The sequence below is a fragment of the Neorhizobium huautlense genome (assembly GCF_002968575.1).
GTDB lineage: Bacteria > Pseudomonadota > Alphaproteobacteria > Rhizobiales > Rhizobiaceae > Neorhizobium > Neorhizobium huautlense.
In genome coordinates this window covers 106,629-130,351 of the sequence record NZ_PVBM01000016.1, presented here as the reverse complement: position 1 = coordinate 130,351, position 23,723 = coordinate 106,629, and the positions used below count along the sequence as shown (strand labels likewise).

The following is a 23,723-nucleotide window of genomic DNA, read 5'->3' as shown; positions in this document are numbered from 1 at the left end:
GACCTCCGTCATGACCGGCGCGCGACATCGACAAGGCGATGACGCTGCATCAGCTTCGCCAGGATCTCCGCACCCTCATCTGTGCCAGGGACGAAGAAACGCAGCTTCCAGTTGATCATCTCGGAGAACAGACCGATCGATCGCAGCCAGTCGCGCATGCCGTCGGTAAAGCCGATGAGCTCGACGCGGTAGTCGTTCATGACACGCACGCGACGCAGCGTCATGTCGCCGGCAAGCGCGACGATGGAGGATCCGTCGAGCAGCGATGCCCAGGCCTGGTCGGCGCTCAGCACGTCGGTCTGATCAATCCCGAAATTGCGGCAAAGGCCGGCGAGTCTGTCCGGGGCGATGACCCGGCCGACGATCCGCTCGCCGTCATCGGTCTGCAGCCGCCGCACCCGGCAGAAATCCTGGGGTAGGAGTTTCCAGATCGGCAGCAACAACCCGCTGACGATGTGCATCGTCGACGTCTCGAATTCCGGCACGGCCGCGACCTCGTTATTCCACGCGAGGGCGAACGCTTGTTCGTCAGCCTCCTCCCAGTTGGTCTCTTCGAGCTGCCGGACTTCGAAGCGGAGCTCGTCCATCGGCCGGATCAGCGACACGCGCGGCTGAATGGAGCCGTCGTCCAGCATGATCGAGCGGGTCGGCACCATCACAGCGGGCCGGCCTGACTTGCCGTTGATCATCAGCTTGGCGCGGGAATCCTGACCGACCAGAGCCCGCACATCATAGAGCAACATTGGTGCATTGCGATCCCGGCGCTCGATGGTCAGCAAGTGCGACTGCGCGCCGGTGACCGGATGCGTATAGATCAGCCGGCGGTCGGTGACCGTCATGCTATCGGCGGTGATCGTCTCCAGGCCCTTGTCATAGATGCCGGCGGCAATCGCACCCTCGATGCGGGCGGCCAACAGCTGCTCGAAGGCCTCGAACAGCACGTTCTGCATTGCGATCGTCAGTGCCAGCATGCGATTGAGGAAGGTCCGGATCGGCGGCAGCTCATCCTTCAGTCCGCCCTCCTCCGAGGTCAAAGACAGGCCGGTGATGCTTTCGAAAGTCTCCAGCGAGCAGCCTTCGATCCTGCCGGCATGCAACAACCCGTAGAATTGCCGCAACGCGTCGCGGGCATATTGGGATTCGAGATTGTCTTCGGACCGGAACATGCCCTGCCCGCCGGTCTGGCGCTGACCGCGGGTGATGGCGCCGAGCGTGTCGAGACGTCGGGCAATGGTCGAGAGGAAACGTCGCTCCGCCTTGACATTGGTGGCGATCATCCGAAACCGGGGCGGCTGTTTCTGATTGGTGCGATGGCTGCGGCCGAGACCCTGGATCGCCACGTCGGCGCGCCAGCCCGCTTCCAGGAGGTTATGAAGACGCAGCCGCTGATTTTTGGCGGCAAGATCCGCGTGGTAGGATCTGCCGGTTCCGCCGGCGTCGCTGAAGACGAGAATGCCCTTCTCGTCATCCATGAAGGCGCGGGCCTCATCGAGATTGGCGCTGCCCGGCCGGCTCTGCACGGCGTAGCGCGCGATGGAGCTGCTGTCCTCCCGGCGAATGATGCGGCGGGAGCGGCCGGTGATCTCGGCGACCTTGCTGATGCCGAAATACTGGACGATCTGATCGAGGGCCGTCTGGATGGCCGGCAGGCTGCCCAGCGTCTCGACGAGTTCGTCGCGACGCCGTTCGGCCTCCCGGCAGATGACAGGATTGCCATCCGCATCGTGAACCGGCCGGGAACTCAGATTGCCCTCGGCGTCGGAGAATTCCTCGAAGAGCTGTACCGGGAAGGAGTGCATGAGGTAATCGATGACATATTCCCGCGGCGTTACGTCGACCTGCAAATCGCCCCATTCCTCGGTCGGGATCTGCGCCAGCCGGCGCTCTGTCAGCGCCGCTCCCGTCGAGACGAGCTGGACGATGGCAGCATGACCTTCGTTCAAATCTGCGGCGATCGCTTTGAGGAGGGCCGGCGTCTTCATCGAGGTGAGAAGATGGTTGAAGAACCGCTGCTTCGAGCTTTCGAAGGCCGAGCGGGCGGCCGCCTTGGCGTTTTTGTTGAGCGTCCCGGACTTCCCGGTGATACCCGAGGCCTCCATGGCAGCGTCGAGATGGTTGTGGATGACCTGGAAGGCCTCGGCATAGGCGTCGTAGATGCGGACCTGTTCCTCGGTCAGCTCGTGTTCGAGGATCTCGTACTCGACGCCTTCGAAAGAGAGCGAACGCGAGGCATAAAGCCCCATGGCCTTGAGGTCGCGGGCGAGCACTTCCATCGCCGCCACACCGCCATCCTCGATCGCCGCGATGAATTCGGAACGGGTCGGGAAGGGAAAGTCGCTGCTGCCCCAAAGGCCGAGGCGCTCCGCATAGGCCAGCGACTCCACTTCCGATGCGCCGGTTGCCGAGACGTAGACGACGCGGGCGTCCGGAAGGGCTCGTTGCAGGCGGAGCCCTGCCCTGCCCTGTTGTGACGCCGCCTTATCGCCGCGCTCGGTCTTGCCGCCGGCCGCATTGGCCATGGCGTGGCCTTCATCGAAGATGATAACGCCGTCAAAATCGCTTCCAAGCCAGTCGACGATCTGCTGCACGCGCGATCGCTTGCCCTCGCGCTCGTCGCTGCGCAGCGTCGCAAAGGTGGTGAAGAGGATGCCCTCCTCCAGCTTGATCGGCTTTCCCTGCCGGAAACGCGACAGCGGCGTCACCAGCAGCTTTTCTTGGCCCAACGCGCTCCAGTCGCGCTGGGCATCCTCGATCAGCTTGTCGGATTTTGAAATCCAGACGTGGCGTCGGCGGCCTTTCAGCCAGTTGTCCAAAATGATGCCGGCGGCCTGGCGGCCCTTGCCGGCCCCAGTTCCGTCGCCGAGAAACCAGCCGCGACGGAAGCGGGCAGCAAGTTCTGCATCCGATGCGACCGCCTTGAGATTGTCAAAGGAGGCATCGACGCTCCAGTGTCCGGCGAGATAGCCGGAATGGGCTTCCCCGGCATAAATAACGCTTTCAAGCTGGGCGTCGGATAGATCCCCGCTGGTGGTGACGCGCTTCGGCAGGTGGGGGCGATAACTCGGCTTCGGCGGCGCGACCGATGCCATGGCAACGGATTCGACCAGCCTGTCGGGATGCGGTTTTGCATTGGGTATGTGGATCGATTGCAGCCGGTAGGCCTCGTATATGCCGTCAGCGGCATTGGTCTCGTCTTTGGGCTGAGCGTCTCGCAGCTCATAGGAGAGTTCGATGATCTCATCATCGACAGGTATGGGACGCACCGTTGCTGCAGGCCTCGGCCGTCCTCCCTCCGCAGGGCGATGCGACGTGGCGCTTGCTGCTGGACGCATTCTCTCCGCGTGCAGGATACCGCTGCGGGGTGCTCCACGGGAACTCGGCATCGTCATGGGCGCACGCTTTGGAAGGCCGCCGATCCAGGTCAGTAGAGTTTCCAGATCCGGCGCAGTCCCGCTCGACGTTGCGAGCTTCGAGGGATCGTGGGCCGGAATCTTGTCGATGACTATGAGCCGCGTTTCCATTGTGGTGCCATGGCGAGCGTAGATATCGCCGTTGACCGCTGCGGTGAACAGAAGTGTTCCCTGCTCTTGCAGCCGAACAAAGGCTTCGCGCCAGACGAGATTATCGGGAGAAAGACCTGCGCCGGTGATCACGACCAGCCGACCGCCGGGGACCAAGCGAGCGAAGGCGGAAGTCAGATGCCGCCACGCCGCGTCGGCGACGCGGCCTTCGACATGGACGCCAGCGGAGAACGGCGGGTTCATCAAAACGACGCTCGGTCGAACGGAGCGATCGAGATAATCGTCGATATGCGCGGCGTCGTGCTGCGATATCGAAACGCCAGAGAAGAGCTGCTGCAACAGCGATTTCCGAACGGCCGCGTATTCGTTGAGCGCAAGGCGCCCGCCCGCGAGTTCCGCGAAGATCGCCATAAGGCCGGTTCCAGCCGACGGCTCGAGAACCGTGTCCGCAGGCGTGATGCCTGCAGCACGAGATGCGACATAGGCAAGCGGGATCGGTGTCGAGAATTGCTGCAGGGCCTGGCTCTCCTCAGATCTTCGTGTATGGGTCGGCAGGAGGTTCGCCACTTTCGTTAGCATCGCGAGTGTCGATTGGGGCGAATGGGCGCCGGAAACGATCGCTGGCCCGAACTTGCGCAGGAACAGGACCAGGGCTGCTTCAGCCGCCTCATAGGCGTCTTTCCACAGCCAGGCGCCTTCGGCGTCACTGCCGCCGAAGGTGTCGGTCATCAGAGTGCGCAGGTCAGCGGCGCCGACCGCTTTACCTCGCTCGAGGATTGCGGTGATCTGAGCGGCAACATCCATAAGCGCTCCCGCGCCGCTTTTGACATCAGGACGTGGGGTGATGGAAACGTTTTGAGGATGCGAGATGATATTCATCGAAAAATACTCCGAGAGAGAAAGGAGAACGGCGTGGCTCAAGCGCTCCTCCGAAGCTTCGAAGGAGAACTTGCCAAGCCTGCAGGGAAGGTCGAGCGGACTGCCGACCGATACTCTGCCGACGATCCTGGGCGCCTAGGCGGTCCGGGCTGCGATGAAGCCAGCCGGGTCGGCAGGATCGGGCGGCAGGTAGGTGTCGTATGGGTTGCCGTCGGCGAGATGGCCGAATGGCGTGAAGACGTATTCGTCGTCACTGCGGCCGACGGCGCAAAGCACGTAACGCGGCTCGCGTGTGGCGGCGTCGAGGCATTCCATAAGAGCAAGCTTGCCATCGGCTGCGGCGCGCAGCAGCGTGTCGAAGTTTGTGCGGGCGTGATCGGGGATAGCCATTGGGTGCTCCGGACAAAATAAGGCCCGGCGCTTGACCGGGCTCTGGGATGACGATTGGGCGGTGCTGAGGCGGCCGGTTTGAGCCGGCGCGCGTGAACATGTCAGGCAGCGCTTTCGAGCAGCTTCTTGGCCTTGCTTTCGAGTTCGAGACGCGTGTCCTGATGGGTTTTGGTGCGCGCCAGCGCGGTGATGCCCTGCACGAAATCGAAGATCGATTCCGGTGGCCGGCCCTCCTCCGACAGAACCATCTCGATCACCTTGCCGGTCTCGCCTTTGGAAAAGCCGCGCCGACGTAGGAACGTCTCTCGGTCGTCGTCCTTGCGCGCGACGATCCGCTCCCGCGCCGCCTTGATGCCGGCGATGAATGGCGCCGGAGAGGAATTGGCGAAGCTGGTCAGCGCGGGTGCCGCCTCATGCGCAAAGCGCTGGGCGGCGAACTTCGAGTGCCGGATGGTGATCTCCTCGAAATTCTCCGTGCCCCAGAGATTGCGGTTGGCGCAGACCGCCCGCAAATAAAAGGAGGCGATGCCGAGCGTCTTCGATCCGACCTCCGAGTTCCAGGCGTAGAAGCCGCGGAAGTAGAGGTCCGGCTCGCCGTTCGGCAATCGCCCGGCTTCGATCGGATGGGTGTCGTCGACCAGGAACAGGAAGACGTCCCTGTCGCTGGCATAGAGCGTCGTCGTATCCTTGGTGATGTCGACAAACGGATTGTGGGTCATCGTCGACCAATCCAGGACACCCGGCACTTTCCACATCGTGTCGCCGGTCCCATTGCCGGCGATCTTCATCACCGCCGAGACCAGTTCGTGGTCCCAGATGCGGCCGTATTCCGGCCCAGTCACCGCACGCAGCGCCAGTCGGCCGTCATCCATCTCGAGCGTTTTGACGAGCTCGGCACGATGATTGAGCAGACCATGCTGCAGATTGATCGCGGCCAGCGGCGCCGGCAGCTGACGCATGTAGGTGGAGGGTGCGCCGACCAGGCTGCACAGCTGGCCGTAGCTCCAATGGGTCGGAGCGATCGGTTGGCGCTGACCTGGAATAAGAAGCTCAAGCCGCTCCGCATTTTCGCGGGTTGCCTCGACTCGGATCGCAGCACTTTCGATCGTTCGCGCATTGGCGCGGTCGGCCCGGGACCGGACGGTATCGTAGAGCTCGGTCAGCGACAGGAACCGCTCGTCATCGGGGCGCGAAAACCACTCCGAAGAAACGCGGCCGATGCGTTCGCCGCGCGATATATCGACCTTGAAGCCCGAGGAAACCTCGTGTGTTAAAGTGTTCATGGGAGTCTCCTGAAAACAAACGCCCGGCGCTGTGGCCGGGCTGGGTTGGGGAAGTAAAATGGCTGATGGTCGATCAAGCTGGATGGAGGCGCTGATGCGCTGCCCGGATCGCCGCAAGCGCTGCCTGGAATTCGGCATTGCCGACGACATCCGAGACATCCATCGTCGTCGCGATCGTGAGGCAGGCGGTGTGGATCTCGTCGTCGGTTACGGCCGCCGGCGAAAGCGCTCGGAAATTGTCATCGACCTCCAGTACGGCGGCGATCGCATCCCGAACCTGCTCTTCCTGCAGCCGGCCAAGGACATGGGTCGCCTTTGGCGGATCCACAGGCTCATCGGGATCCAGAGCGTTGCCAAGGATTGCCTCACCACGCGCTATCTCCCAGGCCGAGCGGGCAAGCCAGTCGGGCGACGGAGGCCGTGCTGCTGGCGCGTCGTCGAAGAAGATCTTCAACAGGCCGAGCAGGATCTCGAAATGACGTGCACGCCGCTGGACAGCTTCATCGAATTGCGAGGGCACCGGAACTGACCCCCCGTTGTAGGCGCTATCGGCGCCTTCCCAGACGCCGGTGATATGAACCTCGCCGGAGGAATCGTAGTCTTTCTCGGCGAGATCCCAATTGTCGTCGTCGACGGCGGCCCGGCAGGCGGCCTCGAGCGTGTCAGCCGCATAAGTTCGATGCCGAAAAACCGGCAGGTGATAGGTGGATTCGATCGTAAAGTCGGGCATTGAAATGCTCCTGAATATGGAAGCGGCCCGGTCTCCTTTCGGAGCCGGGCCGTCGGTTGAACTCTGGGAGGACAGTTATTCGGCGGCGTCGAGATGCCGTTCTTCGTTGACTTCGTCAGTCGCAGCGTGGGCATCGTCCCCGTTATCAGTCAGGAACGCTGGGAGATCGGAATTGCCGCTCCCGGCGGCATCGCCGCTCAGTATCTCGGCGTTTTCGCACGTCGCGTCGTCGACGGAAGCGACATCTGTCACAAGACGGAGAGGCTCCGGAAGCCAACCACTACCGGCCATTAACCGTTCAGCCTCGCGGGCCATCTCGGTCTTCTTGAGGTGGCCGATCAGCTCTGCCGCCTGATCGCCCTTGGCCTCCCGGACCGCCTGCAGAATGCGTGCCTTGGTGACCCGGCCGAGATAGTTGTCGGCAGTCGGTGTCCAGCCGGCTTCGACCATATCTAAACCGATCGAGCGGGCAAGCTGATCGGCATGTGCAATCGCCCGGGTGCGCTTGTTCCATGGTTCGATCACCGCATTGACCGACAACGAGGCGCAATGCGCAAACAACGCCTGCTGGCTGACCTCGTCGAGCGTGATCAGGAAATCCCAGAGATCGTTCGGATCCTTGGGCAGATCCTGGCCCCAGCCTTCATGCCGCTGATCGATCTCCTTCGCCCAGACCGTGTCGCCGAGCCCCGGCGTCTGGCTGAAGCGGGTGCTCTGCAGCGTCACCTCCAGGCATGAATCCGAGCCGTAGACGTAGAAGGCCTTTAGGACGAAGGCGTGCAGGACCGCGACGAAGGCGATGACAGGATCGTTCGCGAGTGAATTGCGCAAAGCAACCGTGCGCGCCGCTGTCAGGTCGAGGATCAGGCGATCGGGAAGCGGCTTGATCGTTTCATCCTCGTCGTCCGGTTGGGCGCCCTCCCCGCTGGCGGCACCGGTTCCCGCAAGGTCATTGCCTTGATCGACGTCATTATCGCCGGCATCAGCGGAGGGATCGGTCTCGCCCTTCGGCTCATCCTCAGGCCGCACAAAGCCGCGCTCGATCTTGAGTTCGCCGCTGGCGCCGAGCGAGACGAAGACGCCGCCGCGGGCAACCTCTTGCGGATCGAAGAAATATGGACGGTCATTCAGGCGGTCGAGTTCGCTACCAAGCTCCTCCAGCCTCTGTTCGGTCGCTTCCGAGTACTCGTCTGCCTCCGCATATTCCGCGTCGAGCTTGTCGTATTCGGCGCGGTTGGCATCATAGCGGGCCAGTTCGTCTTCTGTCATTTCGACCTGCTCGCCATAGAAGCGGCGCAGCCCGGACGTGTGACCGTAGGGGAAATCAAAAGCGGCTTGGACCCACTTCCAGCCTTCGCTCACGCGGACCGCCTCGGCGTCAGCCTTCAGCTTCTCCATCACGAGCTGCTCGAGCAGGGCCGGATCCTGCAGCCAGCCGCCCTGATCCTGGTCGAACAGATCGCGCATGGTCACGCCACCGGCCGCTTCATAGGCCTCGATACCGACATAGACGGCGCGGCGGTCGCTAGCGCGGATGGCGGTCTCTGTCAGCAGCCGGCGAACATAATAAGGTTCACGGCTATGCGAACGCGACACCGTATCCCAGACCTGCTCCTGGCGAACAGGGTCGTTGGTGATCGAGAAGGCCATGATCTGCTCGAGCGTCATCTCGTCTTCGGCATAAAGATCGAGCAGTCGCGGCGAGACGGAGGCCAGCCGCAGGCGCTGCTTGACGGTGGCAACCGAGACGAAGAAGCGCGCCGCGATCTCCTCCTCGCCAAGCCCCTGCTCCCAGAGAGTCTGGAATGCGCGGAACTGATCGAGCGGATGAAGGCTGACGCGCTGGACGTTCTCGGCGAGCGAATCCTCGACCTCCAGCGTCTCGCCTTTACTGACGATGCAGGGAACGCCGGCGGCTTTGGCCAGTCGCTTCTGCGCAACCAGCCGCTCAAGGGCGCGATAGCGACGACCGCCGGCTGGGATACGATAGATGCCGGTCTCGTTGCCATCGCCGTCGAGTTCGGGACGGACGTTGAGGCTGGTCAGCAGCCCGCGATGGGCGATGTCTTCCGCCAGATCCTCGATCGAGATGCCCGCCTTGATCTTGCGGACGTTCTGCTGGCTGAGCACCAGCTTGTTGAAGGGAATATCCTGGGCTGCACTGAGGGTGATTTTCTGGATGGCTTGTGCCATGTCAGTTTCTCCATGACGGACCGGCCGGAGCCTCTCTCCAACCCTCTCAATCCGTCACAGCTCCCCTTCCCTCCTCTTCCTCTCTGCAACCGCTCCGCATGCGAATCCGCCCTTGATCCGCGCCGATCCCTACCCACATTGCGGCCGTCACTTGTGAACAGGTCATTCGAGCATGCATCAGTTTCTGGAAACCACCTTTGGGCCGGACGAACTGGAAATCCTGGACGTTGTGCTGGAGGAATGGGGGGCGCAACGCGGTTTGACTAAGGACAATTCGGACGTCGAGCTTGCGGCAGCTGTGATGCTCAACCTGTTTCGCGAGGAAACCGAACAATCGAAACGCTGAAGGCAGCTGCGGCCGAGCACAGGGCGTTGTCTGAGCTGTGACGGCAATCAGGTTGGTGACCTAAGCACACCCACGGCTCCGGAAACCCATACGAGGCACTCTGGCCTAATTGTAGGTCGAAGCGCATCGATGACGGGGGGTCACGAACACCCTCGGGTCACGAGGAATGTCAGCAGCCGAACGCTAGTGGAAAGGAGGCAGTGTGACGCTCTGCCGAGCAAACGAGGATTCGCCCATTTATTGAATGATACGTTCAGCGTTCGAAACGCTCTAGCATCCTCTCCAGTTGTGCATTTTGCAGCTGAAGCTTACGCGCGAGTTGGTTCCGAAGCAGCTTGATTTCTTCGTCAAGACTGATCTTGTCGTCAGAAACGGAGGGAGCGGCTGCAGAGGGAGGTAAACCAGCTTCAACCGGCTCCGCTGACTTGGTCAGTTTCCTGCGCCTTCGCGTAATACCTTCGAAGGGTTTTGGTGCTTCGCGTGCGATCGTACCGGGCTCATCGGACAGGGCCGGATCAGCCGCCTCCGCAAGCCTGGCGTCCTCGCTATCGGCCGTGCCATGGATAATGCTTGCGGTTTCGTCGGAATGATCCGGGTCCGCTGACACCGCTTCCGATTGTTCGTCGGCGACCGGCTTTTCGTCGACCGGAGGCGCCGCGGTGTTCAATCCGTTATCGGCAGCCGTTTCAGTCAGGTTGGCGATGGCCAACAGGTCCGGCTTCACATCTTCGGTCGAGCCATGTTCCTGGCGCTGCCGACGTCGCGGTGACACCAGCCGAGCAAGAAGTTTCCACGGAGACGCCATATATCCGACCTCATATTCTACCCCCGTCATGCAGGCGGGCAAAAGCGATGGCGGCAGGACCAGCCGCCGCCAATATGTTCGTTTCGAGATAACCTCTTGAATGCAGCCAGCGCTTAACCAGCCGCCACCTGTCAACCGAGGTTGAGCCGCTTTCGCAGATCGGCATTTTCAGCACGGAGCTTTTCGGCCAGCTGCTTGCGCAGTCTTTGGTTTTCTTCTTCCAGCTGCAGAAGATCAGCAAACTCGTCAACTGCCGCTACAGACGGAGCGGTGGCTGCTTGTACGGCCTTCGGAGCGCGTTTGACAGGCGCACGTTTGGCGCTTGCCGCAGCCTCCTCGGACTTTGCCTTGCGTCCTCTCTTCGGCTTGACCGCTGCGGCATTCGATGCCGCTGCCGGTTGCGGCGAAACCGTTGCAGAGGCGGTTTCAGGCGCCGCCTTCCTGGCGCGAGGTTTGCGCTCCTTCTTGGGTACATCGGGCGTCGCCGTGGCCGGCGTGTCAGCATCAGTCATCGTATTGTTTTCGTCGGCCATTAAGGTCTCCTGTAAAGCCGATGCATTTGTCTCCTGCTCAATCGGCGGTGTCAACAACGCCGCGGCCTGTTGTTCTCCGTTGAAAGACATTCCGGTGCTGCTAACCTCGGAAGTTTCCGGAAGGAATGGCATTGCCTCGTCCTGCAGATCCTGTGCAACGGACTTGAGATCCATGTCTCCCCAGATGGAATTCGGATTGGAATTAAGTTTTCGCCGACCCGATCTGTACTCGACGGCAAAGTTGCGCTGGACTTTTTTCACTTTGAGAGGCCTTGGGTGTCTGCGGTGATGTTTCGGCGACGTCTTCGTTATCGCGACAAACCTCGCTAATAACGACTATCGCGTTGGCGGTCCACATCCCAAACGACACCAGGCTCGCTAATGCCCGCCCACCCTCATCGCCTGTTCACCTTAAGGGTCGCCAAACAAAACGATGCTGGCTAGTTGCAGTCTGACGCCGAGAATGATTTGTGTGTCGCCGACGCCGGATGATGGCGGTGTGCTTTACCTTGATGAGCGTGGTTGAACTCCATGGCCGCCAGTTCACGCGTTCTTCTTTGTTAGTACCAAAGAGGTCAAAGACCCGCATTTTCTGCGCGTGGGCATGAAAACTATCGAGTTCGTGCAGCCTTGGGCGGAGTAGCCTTAAGATGAACGAACGGCATTCATCGCCGTGCCATTGATCGAAAAAGTCCGTTTCAAACGGACATTTTCTCTATTTTACAAAGTCGTCCTTGCTACGTACTTTAATTAGTGCCATTTTTGTCCGTTATGAGCGATCAAAAACGCGATAAGCTAAAGTCAATGCTGGATGAGGTTCCGGCAGGCTTCATCGTGGATTCTGCATGGATGCGGAAAATGGAAATCCGCCGCAGTTCGACGCATGACTATCTCCGCCGCGGCTGGCTGAAGCCCGTCATGCATGGCGTCTATCGGCGTCCCGCAGGCCGGGACGGCTCAGCCGATGAACGCATCGACTGGCGCATCGCGGTCATGTCCGCACAGACCATCATGGATTACCCGTTCCATGTCGGCGGCCGCACAGCGCTCGGACTTCGCGGGCATGTACATTACCTCGCGCTGGGGGCGGCCGAAAAAATCTTCATCTACGGCGATGCGCCCCGCTGGCTCACGAACCTCCCCACCAATGGCCTCCCCGTCCTCCGCAGCACACGTCTTTTCAAGACGCCGGATCTTGGGATCGAGCCCCTAGCAGCTGAACCGGACGGCAACGCCATCCTGTTTCTGCAGAGCTGGACGTTACGCGCCTCAACGCCAGAGCGGGCCATCATCGAAGCGCTGGACGAACTGCCGGACAACGAAAGCTTTCACAACATCGATACGATCTTCGAGGGTCTGACAAACCTGCGTCCGCGCCGCATCACCGAGCTTCTGGCCGACTGCACCAAAGTCCAGGTGAAAAGGCTCTTCTTTGTCTTTGCCGACCGCCACGAGCACGCCTGGCTCAAGCATGTTGACCGATCGGTCATCGACCTTGGAAGTGGCGATCGCTCATTCATCAAGGGTGGCAAGCTGCATCCTAAATACCGCATCACCATTCCCGAGGAGTACCTTCCTGGAAAGCCCGAGGGCAACGATGGCCCGTGACCAGTATCTTTCCCAGCTCGAACTCCTCGTCCAGGCCTTGCCGATGATTGCCGACGAACCGGCTTTCGCATTGAAGGGTGGCACCGCCATCAATCTCTTCTACAGAGACCTCCCGCGCCTCTCGGTCGATATCGACCTGACCTACCTTCCGCTCAAACCGAGGGACGAGAGCCTAGTCGAAATCGACTTTGCCCTTGATCGGGTGGCCGCAAAGGTCGAGAGGATCAAGGGCGTCCGGGCAAAGCGGATGGCCGGCGGTGGCGGCGGCGACACACGCGTCGAGGTGAGGCGGGGCCAGACCGCAATCAAGGTCGAAACCTCTCCGGTCGCCCGCGGCACGGTACATCCCGTCGAACGACGCAGGGTCAGCGAGCGGGTCGAAGATCAGTTTGGTTTTGCAGAAATGCAGGTTGTCGCCTTCGAAGACCTCTTCGGTGGCAAGCTGCATGCAGCAGTCGATCGCCAACATCCGCGCGATCTCTTCGACATCAAGTTGCTCTATGAAAACGAAGGACTGACAGACCCGCTGTTTCGCACCTTTCTCGTCTACGTGGCGAGCTCCGGACGCCCGCCCCATGAGTTGCTGCAGCCCAATAGGGTCGACGTCGCACATGCCTTCAATCAAGAATTCGATGGAATGACAATCCAGAAAGTCGCGCTGGATGAATTGCTGGATATCCGGGAGCGGCTCCTGAAGGACATCCAGGCACACCTAGATGACCAGGCCCGCACGTTTCTGCTGTCTCTTCACGATGGCGAACCCGACTTCGAGGTTATCGGCCTGACGCACGCCCTCGACTTGCCGGCCGTCCGCTGGAAGATCCTCAACCTTCAAAAGCTAAGGAACGATAATCCGGTCAAACACGCCGACCAGCGCCGGGAGATCGAGCGCCTTTTCACACGATGATCCTTTGGCCGATCTGCAGGATCGATGATTCGATGGCTGGGCCGCCTCTCCCACCGGAAAGCACCGGGCAGAAATACCGCGTCATCTTGCAGCAGATCTTCTTGCCTTCATCGGCTTCCTGTTTCCGGAAAAACATCATAGTGATCCAGTTGTCGTTCTGCATCTAATCGTGAGGTTCCGTCCCGACACTTTCAACAAGATAGCCCGGCACTAAATCTGAGACCTGGCATCTAATTTGAGACTGCCGCTTGGATTTTTTGCACTTAATGTGAGATTGGTTCGTCGACCAAATTGACGGCAGGTGTTGAATTTAATGAGATTTCCGACCCACCGAATCTCAGTTAAACTGCTAAGCGGGAAAATAACGTCTGCATTCTCGCGTTTAACTGCCAACCGACAAAAGTCCTGCGCCGTAGCCACCACGATTGGTCGCGTCGCACGGCTGCGCAGATAAACCGCGTGATAGCCGTCTTTTTCCGGGGAGGTCAGAGCCCGGATTTGGTGATTCACCCCGAAACTGGAATCCCTGAAAATGTTTGTGGTATAGGCGTCCGTTAAGCCCTCCCCTTCCATTTTCCCCTGGACCAGCGCCGCGCAAACGATGGCATTCCCATCCTGTTTTTTGAAGTAGACGAGGATGCAGAAGTCAGCCCCGACGTTCGGTTCGATCACCTGTCGCTCTGTCTCAAGCACGCCGAGCTCGGGAGGATAGTGTTCATCATAGCCAAGCTGGTAGGCGAGCAATCTTCCCTCCTTTCTCGCTGCGGACATAAGCGCTGTAAGCAGGCGTCCGTTGAACGCATTCTCGTCGGCTTTTGCGGGAAGATCATCGCCCATCAGGTTTCTCTCTGCCACATGGGCAATCCAAAAGAGGATTGCAACGGGAGCAAAGGACCAACTCTCGGCCTCTGTCGCTTTGTCCAGACAGTTTGAAAAGACCTCTTCGGAATCACCCCGCGGATGGATACCGAGATGATGGGCAATGTATGCGATGACCGCCGCATGCGGGTTCTTGACGAACATCCCCAATCGGCGAGCTTTGCACGCGGTTCGAATGTCGGCTGCCACGCGTGCGAAGCCACATGGTCTCTGATCCATCTCGGGGGCGTCTCGGACGCCAATCGTTCAGCACGTTGAAACTCGCCTGCTAAGATCTCGCCGACGATGCGGGCGCCCATCGCCTCGGATTCGGGGACCAGGCGTTCAAAGATTTCCGCTCCGATGCTCCAGAAGCGAAGAACCCTTCGGATTTCAGAAATTATGTCCAGGCGCTTTTCGAGATGATCATATGGCTTGGCAGAAGGATACCGCTCACGCCGCTTCCAGTTTAAGCGCTTTTTGTGTCTCGCCTTGAACCTCATCAAGAAAAAAAAGGGCCTGTCGAGCGTTTGTAACATGTCTATCCTCAATGGAAATTGGCCGACTGCTCGAACCAACCCGTAACTGACCGACCAATGTAAATCACCCGCCAATTAAGAAACATAATCAACTCAACGAGATCGAGAGATGACCGCGGTCAACCCCCGATCTAATTCGCTAGGCGTGCTTCACTTTGGACGTCCATGTTCTGTATGTTCCATTCCGTGGAGCCCAGGCAAAAGCCGCCACACGCAGCCAGCACGACGTTCATTGGGGCGGCCATGGGCAATGCCCGCCACTTTTCCGATCAAAAACGTTGTTACGTTTCAACAGTTTACCGTGATGACCGCGGTCAACGTCCTCCTCAATGCGCACAACCGCGTTTTTCAGGACATCATTCTCTATCTCAGAGCGGACGTGTGCTCATCAAGGGTGAACTAAATGATTTGATTCGACGCGATTTTGCGCGACAAGGTTGGCCCGGAACGTTTGACGCGAGGGCCTGGAAGGACAGGTATGCAACACGCAAAAATCGTAAGGACCCAACACTCCGTAGGCCATGGTGGGTTCCATACAGGGTCAATCACCACGACCGAAATCTCGGCTCCGCACACGATGTCGGCGTTCGACCGCCCGACAGGCGTTTTCCATTATGTTTATGATTGCGGATCCGAACAAAGCGAAGCCTTCAACGCAGAGCTTTCGCTTTTTCGCGAGCAGTCGGGCGGTGCGACGGGCATTCTTTTCGTTTCCCACCTTCACGCCGACCATATCAACGGAATTGACCGGTTACAGGCAATGGCGCCGGCCCGAAAGGCCGTGGTGCCCTATCTCGATGATATTGAGCGACTGCTCTTCGTCCTGTCCGACTTCGAACGAGGGCAGCGTCGCGCTCGTCTCTTGACTATTTCAGAGATCCCATCGCCTGGTGGCTCGATCGCGGCGTGGAGCAGGTCATCTTTCTGCAGCAGGGCGGACCAAACGACACACCCCCGCCCCGTCCAGCAGATCCCGACTTGCCGCCCGACGATCCGGGAGAGCGGCGCCGCGCGCTCCACTTGGAGGATAGGGATAAAAGGAAGCGCCCCGCCAGTCGATTGAAAGATCATCTCAAACCGCCCCATGGCGGAGGCAGCGAGGGGCTTACTCCCGCTAATACGACAGGTGTAGAACAGGAACGTGCTATACTCGCAGCGTCCGGATCCTTTTTTCAGCTGGAGTGGCGAACTTACGCCGACGAGCCCTGGTACAGCGCCGACTGGATCCTTCTGCCTTATGTCCACCCCGTCGATGACGCCAGCCGCAAGCGTTTTGTGAAAGACATGAGAGCCGCGTTGGGTGCTCGCCGAACTGGCAACACCAAGCTAAGAGAGGCGCTCCTTGCACGGCTAGGCTCGATGAATACGATAAAGGAGCTTGTTGCTATCTATCAGCGCCACTTTCCCGGCGGTCATAACGCAGTATCGATGTCACTTTACTCCGGCGCACTCGCCCAAAGACCCACCGCCCCCGGCCGGCCCACAAGCAGGTGGGCGACGTCGATCGGCTATCCGGAATATCGACACCATTTCTGGCAAGACGATGGCATGGGGTGGCTGGGCACTGGAGATGCCGCTCTTCTTCAAGATAAATGGCGAAAGCCGTGGCGTGAATTTTACGAGCCATTCGGCGATTGCGTTGGGATCATGACGCTTCCTCACCACGGATCAGCCCACAATTTCCATCCCGACATATTGGAGTTTGGCGACATTCGCTATGCACTTGCAACGACCGTAGAAGCCCGCAACCGCGTAGCTCGCTTGAGGGAGACACTCAGCTCGGTAGATGCGAAAGGGATTCGCACCCACGTGGTTGACGACTTGCGTCATAGCCGGTTCCGCGTCACATGCGAGCGCGTAATGCCATAACGGGCTCGTTGTGGAAACTGGGCCGAAAGGTGCCATCGTTGCAGTGTCGAAGTTTTAGAAAGCAAGGAACTTCAATCGCTTCCTTCGATGACCACGGTCAACGCTTCGTGGAGACTCAGAAAGCGGGGTAGGGCCGAGATCAACACTGTTGCGGACGTCGGCACGGCATGATCTTCATCTCACCCTGCCTTCATATCTGTTTGAGTGTTCGCTTTTAGCGCCGCCATTACCATCGGACCGAGGGAAAACTCGCCTCGTGTCGAACGTCGGGTGAGGTCGCGCAGATACGCTCCTGGCGAATTGATCAGGTTGGCGCGTTCGAGGATGCATGCGATTGCCACTGCTGCACTCTCCGGCCCCATAATTTCGCAGGCCTCTTGGTAGGCCGACGGACTGACACCGAGCATCGATCTGATCACCACAGCGGCTGACATCAAGTCGCGCCAGCTGTCGACCGTGCTGCCAGGGGCATAATCCGACACCTGCGGGCAGGCTTTCAGCACCATGGAAAGCGGGAAAGTCTTTAGCGGCTCGCTTAACTTTCCGGTCTGCCTCGCCTTCTCGCCTTGCTCCTTTTCAAAGCGAGGTTCAAGTTCAGTAATGAATTCTGGTTTTGAATTCTGTATGTGGCGCTCAGTTTGGACACCATTGGTGCTAGAATTTTCGATATTATGATTGTTTTCGAGGAGGTTGAGTATTTCGTCCTTCAGCATTTCCATTTCATCGAGAACGTCGGTCAATTCTGCCATCGTAGGTGTTCTGGACAGCCGTCCGACAATGCCGATATAGGCCTCTTCGATCACTTGCCAGTCTCCTGCGGCGCTTTCTTCCATCGCAGCCGTGATGAGCTTTCGGGTGTCCCGCCGGCAGATAGTCAGCTTTTCTTTCGTTTTGCGATAGGCCATGCGCGCCGCAATGACGTCCTGTGCAAGCATGGCAAGCTCTTCCGCCCGAAGGAGGAGAGGGGAAAGATCAAAACCGAAAGCCTGTTCAAGAGAGCCAGTCTCGTCCTTTCTGGAAAAGCGCTTACCGTTTGCGCTGTCCCGTCGGACGATAAGTCCCGCCTCAACTAGGATGGAAAGGTGCCGTCTCAGAGTGGAGCCTGGCATTGAATGGGCGCGCAGCGACAATTGCAAATTGGATGGAAAGACGACCATCTGCGCATCTTCACGCAGTTCGTTTTCCGGATAGAAACTCAGAAGGGCATCCAGGACGGCAAGGCTGTTCGATTGGATCTGGAGCGCTTCCTTTGCTGCGGACGCGTCCCGGAAAACCTTCCACTTATCGACGGTTTTGCCTACCCGAATGAGCTTTGTCGCTTGTTGACGCCTCATCAACGCGAGCGTCATCGGCCGCCGCCCGAAGGGCGTCGTCACACTTTCCGTTTGCATCGTCTTTCACCTTTCAGCAGGCAAAAGAAATTCGTTCGCCAAAACGACGCCTGGACTCTTGACGATGATTCCCGGAAATGCGATTCTATCTTTGCTTAAGAGATAGGGGGCTTCCGAGGCGGCGACGTTTTGGGGCCTCTTTTCTTTTGCGGTTATGCTTCCTTCTTACGTTGACTGATGGCGCGGCGCTCCTCGAAAAGGGCCACCGCATCGTTTAACAGGAATGCCGCGAAATCGGCCGCTTCTGTCCGATCGATCGTGATTTCGAGCTTGGTCTTGCTCTGCCTTATGTGGGCGAGACGCTCCCCGGACTTTGCCGACAGCACATTTGGCAAGCGGGCGGCTCGACGCGGCTTGAGCTTGGCGACAACGGCCTTGAAACGATCTTGCGAAGGCAATTGCTGAACACTTTCGCTTCGAACGATCGCGATCGCATCCTCGCCGGACGATTTTTGGACGAGTTCCGCCAATTCCTGCCAACTGCGCCGACCCACGCCCGGAGCCGGGCCAATTGCGTCAATCAAATCCGCCGGAAGTTGGTCGATGATGGCAAACATGCGAGAGATTTCTGCCTTGTCCAATGACATGGCGGAGATGATGACCTCACGCGGGAAGCGCTCCTTGAGATAATGCGCAAATCGAGATTTCTCGATGTAGGAAAGATCCTCGCGCTCGTTGTTTTCCTGTCCCTGAGCGATCACCAGTTCTTCGTCAGTCAGATTCCGAACGATTGCCTTGATCTGCTGACCAAGCTCTTGAACCGCGCGCAAGCGGCGATGACCAAAAGCGACCTGGTAACGGCCGGCATCCGTCGGATGCGGACGAACGAGAATCGGGACTTGCTGACCCTGGTCGCGGATCGATGCAAGAAGGCCGGTAATGTCGCCAGGCATACGATCGCGTACGAAAGATGATTCCACCAATGAAGGATCGAGCTCGATGACCGCCTGACCCTCAGCAAGGCGCCGCTCGATATCATCAGCACGGGCCTGGCGGGCCTTCTCTTCACGCACGGAGCTCGCAACTTGGCCGACCAGCTTGTTGTCAGATGCTGGCGCTTTGTTGGGCATGTCTGCGTCAACCTGAATGAGGTTTAAGAGGTTCTTCCTGCTCATGTCGGTCTACCCCAAGCTTTTTTGATGAGCGTCTCGATTTCGTCATTCACGCTATTCATGGACTCAAGTGCCCGATCATAGGTGCTGCGGGTGAATTGGCCGCGCTCGACTTCATAAAGGGTCTGATTGGTTAGTCCCGCGTCGGAAACCGCCGTCGATTTCAACATCGGGAAGTTCAATACGTGTGCGCCAAAAATGGATCGGAGGTATCCCACCATCTGGTTCTGTGGGCCGTCCGACGGTTCAAATCGGGTTACGAGATATCGGAGCCAGGCGAAATCGACGTTTCCACCGGCGGCGGCTACTTCCCGAAGCAAATCCGCGACCATTGCCAAGAATTGGTTCATCGACATAACGTCCAGCATCTGAGGATGCACGGTGACGAGAACCGATGTAGCTGCTGTGAGGGCAGAGAGCGTTAGGTAGCCCAGTTGGGGAGGGCAATCGATAATCACGACGTCGTAGTCTGCGCTCACCTCATCGATCGCATCGCTGACACGCTGGAAGAACATGACGTCGCCGACTTTTCGGGTCATGAGCGCGCGCGGGGTGTCGTGCTCGAATTCCATAAGTTCGAGGTTGCCGGGAACGAGGTCCAGGCCTGGAATATAGGTGTTCCGGACGAGTTCCCTGAGTGAGCGACGCCGATCATCGTAGCGGATTGCGCCGTACATCGTCTCGTTGTCTTTAACATCGAGCTCCGGCTGGTGTCCGTAGAGCGCCGACAAACTGGCCTGCGGGTCGAGATCGACTGCGAGGACTCTATAGCCGCGCAACGCGAGATATTGAGCAAGGTGCGCGGACGTCGTGGTCTTGCCAGATCCTCCTTTGAAATTCATGACGGAGATAGTCTGCAGTTCCTCGCCATCCCGTCGATGGGGGAGGTAACGGCGATCCGCTCGCCCAACCTTGTCGAGATGCCGGCGTATCCTATCGATATCCTCAACGGAGTACGATCGGCGACCGCCCGGCGTCGTGCTGACTTCAAGTCCATCAATATCGTTGGAAACCTGGCGGAGGTAAACTTCCTTCACGCCAACCAGCTTTGCCGCTTCCGATGGCTGAAAATGGCGTATACCCTTCTGCGCGGTTGGTGGAAAAGTACTTAGATGGTGAGCCTGAAGCTGCACCGCGAGTGCTGATGAGTGCCTGTCGATAAGGCTCACCAAAGTCTCGCGAGGTGATGTAATGGCTTCAGCCTTCTTCTTCATATTCAGCCCAAAAATCACAAACAGCGTTTTCTTGCGGCGAAATCAGTATCGTCCGCTGTTGCAATAAGACCCGATTCTGAGCGTTCGGCAAGCTATTTAAGGTTAACAGATGCTTAACGCGGACAATGCGATACATGATGAGGAGGCGAAGACTCCTTGTAGAACAGCCCTTTGATGCCAGAAGGCCCACCTCAGAGCGAGTAAACGGCCGACAAAAAAAGAGTCGATAACCTTCGGTATCGTTCGGAAAAGCATGGCTTGGACCATTTGGACCGAATCGCCGAGGGGCTGTGGTCGCCCAGCGTGCGCTTAATGGAATTGGAGGCCTGCTGGACAGAGCGATGCCGCAGTCGCTCCAATGCCTCCGGCAGCCAACACAGGCGCGGGCGGAAATTTCTGCGTGCTGGCGCAGCGTTGGTCTGACCGTCATGGCCCCGGCCGACTCCAGCCACTACAAAAAACGTGCTGCCCGGCCGCTTCTGCGCGTCGCGCTGTTGTAATAACTAGAGGCTTGTTGAACGGAGCGATGCCTTGACTGCTCCATTGCCTCTAGCAATGAGATGTTGCGAATGGCAGCCTCGGTTAGATAACCCGACCGCAATCCATGCGCGGAAAAATCTTTCACCTCCAGCCCGGCCATCTGGACCCGCTGCTTGATGATCGCATTGACCGACTGCGGGTCGAGCGCCCGCTTTGATACCGTTCCGAACCGACCAATCGCTCTGAAGATGCTGCCCTTGTCGATTTTTGCGATCGACAACCAGGCATTCAGCGCTTCCACCGGCCGACCGGTGAGATAGACGACGTCATCCTGCTCGCCGGTCGTCGTTTTGGTGCGGCCAAGATGGATGGCCAAAGAGGGGAGGGGAGGGCCGTCGGGCACCTCGATCGGTGGCTCGACCGTCAACTCCTCGCGTCGCAGTCCGGCAATCTCGCTGCGCCGGCGACCACCGGAGGCAAACGCGACCATCAGGATGGCGCGATCCCTGACATCACGCAGGCTGTCGGTTGCGCAAGTGGCGAGGAGCTTTGCCAAAATATCGCCGGTCACGGCTTTCGCGCTCTTGCGGCGCCGGGTCCGGGGGACCGCGCGCACGGCCAGGCGGATGGCGGATTTGAGGGCAGGGGAGGCGAAGGCGGCATCGAGCCCACGCCATTTCGTCAGCGTCGACCAGTTCGCCAGCCGCCGGCGTACCGTTGATGGCGCGTGCGGACCAGCGGATCTCAGAAAACCCTGGCGCCGAAGGTTCTCGTCGACATCATCAGGCATGCCGTGATCGGGATCCGTCTCGCGCCGCTGCGGGTCCCAGAGGTGATGGGCGACGAATTTCAAAAGCAGCGCCTCGGGCGCCGGCCAGGGCAGGGAGCGTCCGGTGGCGGCCATGCCCCAAGCTTCGAGATAGGCGAGATCCGAAGTCAGGGCGCGCAGCGTATTGTCACCCATGCCCTGGTTGACAAGATGGCGCAGCGTCTCGACATCCTGGTCGGTCAAAAGTTCGGCCAGCTCGTCGCGCCGCTCGATCGGCAGCACGGCGGCGATGGTGTCGAGTTCTTCGGCGCGGCGCTCGACGGCGGTCAGTGGTGTCTTCGCTTTAGCCACAGGCGCTCCAAAAGGACGGTTTCGGCGGCCTCTGAGACCGTGATTTGCCCCGATTCTTGCTGATTTGCGAGTCCAGATCAACAACCATCGATAAGCGATACTTATCGGATGTTAGAACGCCAACCACCAATCATACCATGTGGCGAACCACAATATTCTCATAGAGTTCCTTTGAGAAATCATTTACTATAATTTCAATGGCTTACGATCTTGCTAAAATCAGCATAAACGCCCTGATGCGGCCGGCCTTCGAGGCCGGTACCGCGCTTACGCGTCTGGACGAGCGTATTGCCCGTTCAGCGGTCGGGAGTGGGTGGATCGAACGTCAAAATTTCGCTGACGCCTGCGCCTCCCTTTGGATCGACGGCGAGCTCGTCCATCTCGAAGACCTCGTCCTCCATGACGCCACCCGCGATATTCGCACACCCACCCATGAGCTGACCATCGCCCGCGACGTGCTGCGCACCCGCCGGCGCATCGCCGCCCAACTCCCCGGCTGGGCGTTGTCGAGCGACGGTCTCCGCGCGCTGCGGAAAACCTCGGAGATCGGGTCGGGAGGCGGGGACGAGGCGACGATGGCCGGAAGTATTCGGGCGGCGGTCGCGATCGACGCGGAAGGGGAGAGGGATGATGGTGACGACGTCAAAGATCTGCCAGGTGTCGACTATGCCGCCATCGATGCGATCCTTGCGCGCTCTGACGCCGCGATCGAACGAGCCAAAAAGCCCGGCCGGGCTCCGGCCGATCCATTGCTCTATGATCTCGACTGGGACGAAGATGCTCGGCTCGACGAATGGCGTCGTGTGCTGCGCGAGGTCGAGCATCTGCCAGCGGTGCTGCAGGCGATCGTCGCTCTCGATGCCTGGAACGAAGTTTCGGTCCTCCAGCACGCGCCCTGGCTCGGCCGGCTACTTGCCGCCTCGATCCTGCGCCAGGCCGGCATCACCACCGGCGGCCACCTCGCGGCGATCAATCTCGGCCTGAAAACCATTCCGGTCGATCGGCGTCGGCACCGTGATCGGGAGACCCGGCTGCTCGCCATCGCCCACGGCTTTTTGGCGGCAGCCGAGATCGGTATGAAAGAACATGACCGGCTGACGCTGGCGAAGTCGATGATGGACCGAAAACTGGAGGGGCGGCGAACCTCCTCGAAATTGCCGGAGCTGGTCGGGCTGGTCATGGCAAAGCCATTGGTGTCGGCCGGGATGGTGGCCAAAGCGCTGGACATGACGCCGCAGGCGGCGCGGCGGATCGTTTTGGAACTGGGGCTCAGGGAGATGACCGGGAGGGAGAGGTTTCGGGCGTGGGGGGTGGTTTAGCATCTGTGAATGGAGCGACTCAGCCCGATGCTGAGTTTGGACAAGTTAGGAAAAACAGCCGCCGGTCACCGCTTGCTTCGCGTATAAATTGGTGGCTTCTTCACCTAAACGGGGTTTGAGGACCGATGTTATTTCCGGATCAGCTTGAAGAACTTGGAAGAAATCCGCCCGGAGAAGCCGTCGCCCGAGCTCTGGCGGAGCTAATAGAGACAGACGAACATCTACTCCGCATCGACGCCAATGAGCGCTCCATTACGTTCCGCTTCGCTCTCTATCTCCAAGCGCATCTGTCCGATTGGACGATAGACTGTGAATATAATCGTGACGGGGTAGAACCCAAGAAGCTCGGGCATCTCAGACTGTATCCCGACAGCGAGGACGATGATGCCAAGACAGTGTTTCCCGACGTTATCGTCCACCGTCGGGGTAGTCGAGAGAACTACTTGGTGATCGAATTTAAGAAGTCCACCAGTCGCGTTGACCGAGAGATCGATCTCGCTAAGCTGAAAGGTTACAAGGAGCAGCTTGGCTATCAGTTTGCACTGTTCGTTGAAGTTGGGACATACGAGCAAGCTGTTGTTACTCAACTTCGATGGATATAATCCCTAGTGCGACGTAGCCCTTCG

At 59.2% G+C, this 23,723-nt stretch carries 19 protein-coding genes and 1 pseudogene; 7 read left to right on the top strand and 13 right to left on the bottom strand.

The window, feature by feature from the left end; genetic code table 11:
- Positions 1-8: 8 nt before the first annotated feature.
- From C5L12_RS17920 to C5L12_RS17900, 5 genes are all read right to left on the bottom strand, one after another.
- Complete coding sequence (locus C5L12_RS17920) at positions 9-4,400, bottom strand: strawberry notch family protein (protein WP_105373406.1); 4,392 nt, start codon at positions 4,398-4,400, stop codon at positions 9-11.
- A gap of 135 nt (positions 4,401-4,535) precedes the next feature.
- Positions 4,536-4,790, bottom strand: coding sequence for a DUF6117 family protein (locus tag C5L12_RS17915; protein WP_105373405.1), 255 nt, complete (start codon positions 4,788-4,790; stop codon positions 4,536-4,538).
- Between the two features lie 101 nt (positions 4,791-4,891).
- Positions 4,892-6,073 carry a DUF932 domain-containing protein gene (locus C5L12_RS17910; RefSeq protein WP_105373404.1) on the bottom strand — a complete coding sequence of 394 codons (1,182 nt, stop codon included), beginning with the start codon at positions 6,071-6,073 and terminating at the stop codon, positions 4,892-4,894.
- Positions 6,074-6,146: 73 nt separating this feature from the next.
- A complete protein-coding gene (locus C5L12_RS17905) occupies positions 6,147-6,803 on the bottom strand; it encodes a hypothetical protein (RefSeq protein WP_105373403.1) in 657 nt (218 codons plus the stop codon).
- Between the two features lie 75 nt (positions 6,804-6,878).
- On the bottom strand, positions 6,879-8,996 hold the full coding sequence (locus C5L12_RS17900; RefSeq protein ID WP_105373402.1) for a ParB/RepB/Spo0J family partition protein: 2,118 nt from the start codon (positions 8,994-8,996) through the stop codon (positions 6,879-6,881).
- Between the two features lie 172 nt (positions 8,997-9,168).
- On the opposite strand from C5L12_RS17900, the gene C5L12_RS28445 reads away from it, so the two are divergent.
- Entirely contained in the window at positions 9,169-9,342 is a 174-nt protein-coding gene (locus C5L12_RS28445) for a hypothetical protein (RefSeq protein WP_170109108.1), read from the top strand.
- 253 nt (positions 9,343-9,595) lie between these two features.
- Here the strand turns inward: C5L12_RS28445 and C5L12_RS17895 are convergent, their stop codons facing one another.
- Together C5L12_RS17895 and C5L12_RS17890 are read right to left on the bottom strand one after the other, a co-directional pair.
- Positions 9,596-10,147: a hypothetical protein gene (locus C5L12_RS17895; protein WP_105373401.1), complete on the bottom strand. Its 552-nt coding sequence runs from the start codon at positions 10,145-10,147 to the stop codon at positions 9,596-9,598.
- A 131-nt stretch (positions 10,148-10,278) separates the two neighbouring features.
- Positions 10,279-10,941, bottom strand: a complete 663-nt coding sequence (locus C5L12_RS17890) for a transcriptional regulator (RefSeq protein WP_105373400.1) — start codon at positions 10,939-10,941, stop codon at positions 10,279-10,281.
- 510 nt (positions 10,942-11,451) lie between these two features.
- Here C5L12_RS17890 and C5L12_RS17885 point away from each other — a divergent pair.
- Positions 11,452-12,288: a type IV toxin-antitoxin system AbiEi family antitoxin gene (locus C5L12_RS17885; RefSeq protein ID WP_105373399.1), complete on the top strand. Its 837-nt coding sequence runs from the start codon at positions 11,452-11,454 to the stop codon at positions 12,286-12,288.
- Positions 12,278-13,195: a nucleotidyl transferase AbiEii/AbiGii toxin family protein gene (locus C5L12_RS17880; RefSeq protein WP_105373398.1), complete on the top strand. Its 918-nt coding sequence runs from the start codon at positions 12,278-12,280 to the stop codon at positions 13,193-13,195. Before C5L12_RS17885 ends, C5L12_RS17880 begins: the two co-directional genes overlap by 11 nt.
- Here C5L12_RS17880 and C5L12_RS28185 read toward each other — a convergent pair.
- Positions 13,185-13,358, bottom strand: coding sequence for a hypothetical protein (locus C5L12_RS28185; protein WP_157949081.1), 174 nt, complete (start codon positions 13,356-13,358; stop codon positions 13,185-13,187). The two genes, C5L12_RS17880 and C5L12_RS28185, sit on opposite strands and share 11 nt — an antisense overlap.
- A 47-nt stretch (positions 13,359-13,405) precedes the next feature.
- Positions 13,406-14,218, bottom strand: a complete 813-nt coding sequence (locus tag C5L12_RS17875; protein ID WP_157949080.1) for a hypothetical protein — start codon at positions 14,216-14,218, stop codon at positions 13,406-13,408.
- A gap of 852 nt (positions 14,219-15,070) precedes the next feature.
- On the opposite strand from C5L12_RS17875, the pseudogene C5L12_RS29240 reads away from it, so the two are divergent.
- Together C5L12_RS29240 and C5L12_RS17860 are read left to right on the top strand one after the other, a co-directional pair.
- Positions 15,071-15,433, top strand: a pseudogene (locus C5L12_RS29240) (MBL fold metallo-hydrolase); the annotation flags it as partial.
- 65 nt (positions 15,434-15,498) lie between these two features.
- The gene (locus C5L12_RS17860; RefSeq protein WP_157949079.1) at positions 15,499-16,461 is read left to right on the top strand and encodes a hypothetical protein; all 963 of its coding nucleotides are present in this window, start codon (positions 15,499-15,501) and stop codon (positions 16,459-16,461) included.
- A 179-nt stretch (positions 16,462-16,640) separates the two neighbouring features.
- On the opposite strand, the gene repC is transcribed toward C5L12_RS17860, so the two are convergent.
- The 4 genes from repC to C5L12_RS17840 all read right to left on the bottom strand — a co-directional run bounded on the left by repC (position 16,641) and on the right by C5L12_RS17840 (position 21,778).
- The gene (gene repC / locus C5L12_RS17855; RefSeq protein WP_105373393.1) at positions 16,641-17,852 is read right to left on the bottom strand and encodes a plasmid replication protein RepC; all 1,212 of its coding nucleotides are present in this window, start codon (positions 17,850-17,852) and stop codon (positions 16,641-16,643) included.
- Positions 17,853-18,004: 152 nt separating this feature from the next.
- Positions 18,005-18,967: a plasmid partitioning protein RepB gene (gene repB, locus C5L12_RS17850; protein ID WP_105373392.1), complete on the bottom strand. Its 963-nt coding sequence runs from the start codon at positions 18,965-18,967 to the stop codon at positions 18,005-18,007.
- Positions 18,964-20,178: a plasmid partitioning protein RepA gene (gene repA, locus C5L12_RS17845; protein ID WP_105373391.1), complete on the bottom strand. Its 1,215-nt coding sequence runs from the start codon at positions 20,176-20,178 to the stop codon at positions 18,964-18,966. The genes repB and repA overlap by 4 nt, the downstream gene beginning before the upstream one ends.
- Positions 20,179-20,629: 451 nt before the next feature.
- On the bottom strand, positions 20,630-21,778 hold the full coding sequence (locus C5L12_RS17840) for a site-specific integrase (RefSeq protein WP_105373390.1): 1,149 nt from the start codon (positions 21,776-21,778) through the stop codon (positions 20,630-20,632).
- 197 nt (positions 21,779-21,975) lie between these two features.
- On the opposite strand from C5L12_RS17840, the gene C5L12_RS17835 reads away from it, so the two are divergent.
- Together C5L12_RS17835 and C5L12_RS17830 are read left to right on the top strand one after the other, a co-directional pair.
- On the top strand, positions 21,976-23,097 hold the full coding sequence (locus tag C5L12_RS17835; RefSeq protein WP_105373389.1) for an RHE_PE00001 family protein: 1,122 nt from the start codon (positions 21,976-21,978) through the stop codon (positions 23,095-23,097).
- A 125-nt stretch (positions 23,098-23,222) separates the two neighbouring features.
- Complete coding sequence (locus C5L12_RS17830) at positions 23,223-23,699, top strand: hypothetical protein (RefSeq protein WP_105373388.1); 477 nt, start codon at positions 23,223-23,225, stop codon at positions 23,697-23,699.
- The last annotated feature ends 24 nt before the right edge of the window (positions 23,700-23,723 follow it).

What these genes read in the sequence shown, in the direction of transcription:
- C5L12_RS17920 (WP_105373406.1), bottom strand. Translation starts at nt 4,400, where the DNA reads ATGAATATCATCTCGCATCCTCAAAACGTTTCCATCACCCCACGTCCT.
- C5L12_RS17915 (WP_105373405.1), bottom strand. Translation starts at nt 4,790, where the DNA reads ATGGCTATCCCCGATCACGCCCGCACAAACTTCGACACGCTGCTGCGC.
- C5L12_RS17910 (WP_105373404.1), bottom strand. Translation starts at nt 6,073, where the DNA reads ATGAACACTTTAACACACGAGGTTTCCTCGGGCTTCAAGGTCGATATA.
- C5L12_RS17905 (WP_105373403.1), bottom strand. Translation starts at nt 6,803, where the DNA reads ATGCCCGACTTTACGATCGAATCCACCTATCACCTGCCGGTTTTTCGG.
- C5L12_RS17900 (WP_105373402.1), bottom strand. Translation starts at nt 8,996, where the DNA reads ATGGCACAAGCCATCCAGAAAATCACCCTCAGTGCAGCCCAGGATATT.
- C5L12_RS28445 (WP_170109108.1), top strand. Translation starts at nt 9,169, where the DNA reads ATGCATCAGTTTCTGGAAACCACCTTTGGGCCGGACGAACTGGAAATC.
- C5L12_RS17895 (WP_105373401.1), bottom strand. Translation starts at nt 10,147, where the DNA reads ATGGCGTCTCCGTGGAAACTTCTTGCTCGGCTGGTGTCACCGCGACGT.
- C5L12_RS17885 (WP_105373399.1), top strand. Translation starts at nt 11,452, where the DNA reads ATGAGCGATCAAAAACGCGATAAGCTAAAGTCAATGCTGGATGAGGTT.
- C5L12_RS17880 (WP_105373398.1), top strand. Translation starts at nt 12,278, where the DNA reads ATGGCCCGTGACCAGTATCTTTCCCAGCTCGAACTCCTCGTCCAGGCC.
- C5L12_RS28185 (WP_157949081.1), bottom strand. Translation starts at nt 13,358, where the DNA reads ATGCAGAACGACAACTGGATCACTATGATGTTTTTCCGGAAACAGGAA.
- C5L12_RS17875 (WP_157949080.1), bottom strand. Translation starts at nt 14,218, where the DNA reads ATGTTCGTCAAGAACCCGCATGCGGCGGTCATCGCATACATTGCCCAT.
- repC (WP_105373393.1), bottom strand. Translation starts at nt 17,852, where the DNA reads ATGCAAACGGAAAGTGTGACGACGCCCTTCGGGCGGCGGCCGATGACG.
- repB (WP_105373392.1), bottom strand. Translation starts at nt 18,967, where the DNA reads ATGAGCAGGAAGAACCTCTTAAACCTCATTCAGGTTGACGCAGACATG.
- repA (WP_105373391.1), bottom strand. Translation starts at nt 20,178, where the DNA reads ATGAAGAAGAAGGCTGAAGCCATTACATCACCTCGCGAGACTTTGGTG.
- C5L12_RS17835 (WP_105373389.1), top strand. Translation starts at nt 21,976, where the DNA reads ATGGCTTACGATCTTGCTAAAATCAGCATAAACGCCCTGATGCGGCCG.
- C5L12_RS17830 (WP_105373388.1), top strand. Translation starts at nt 23,223, where the DNA reads ATGTTATTTCCGGATCAGCTTGAAGAACTTGGAAGAAATCCGCCCGGA.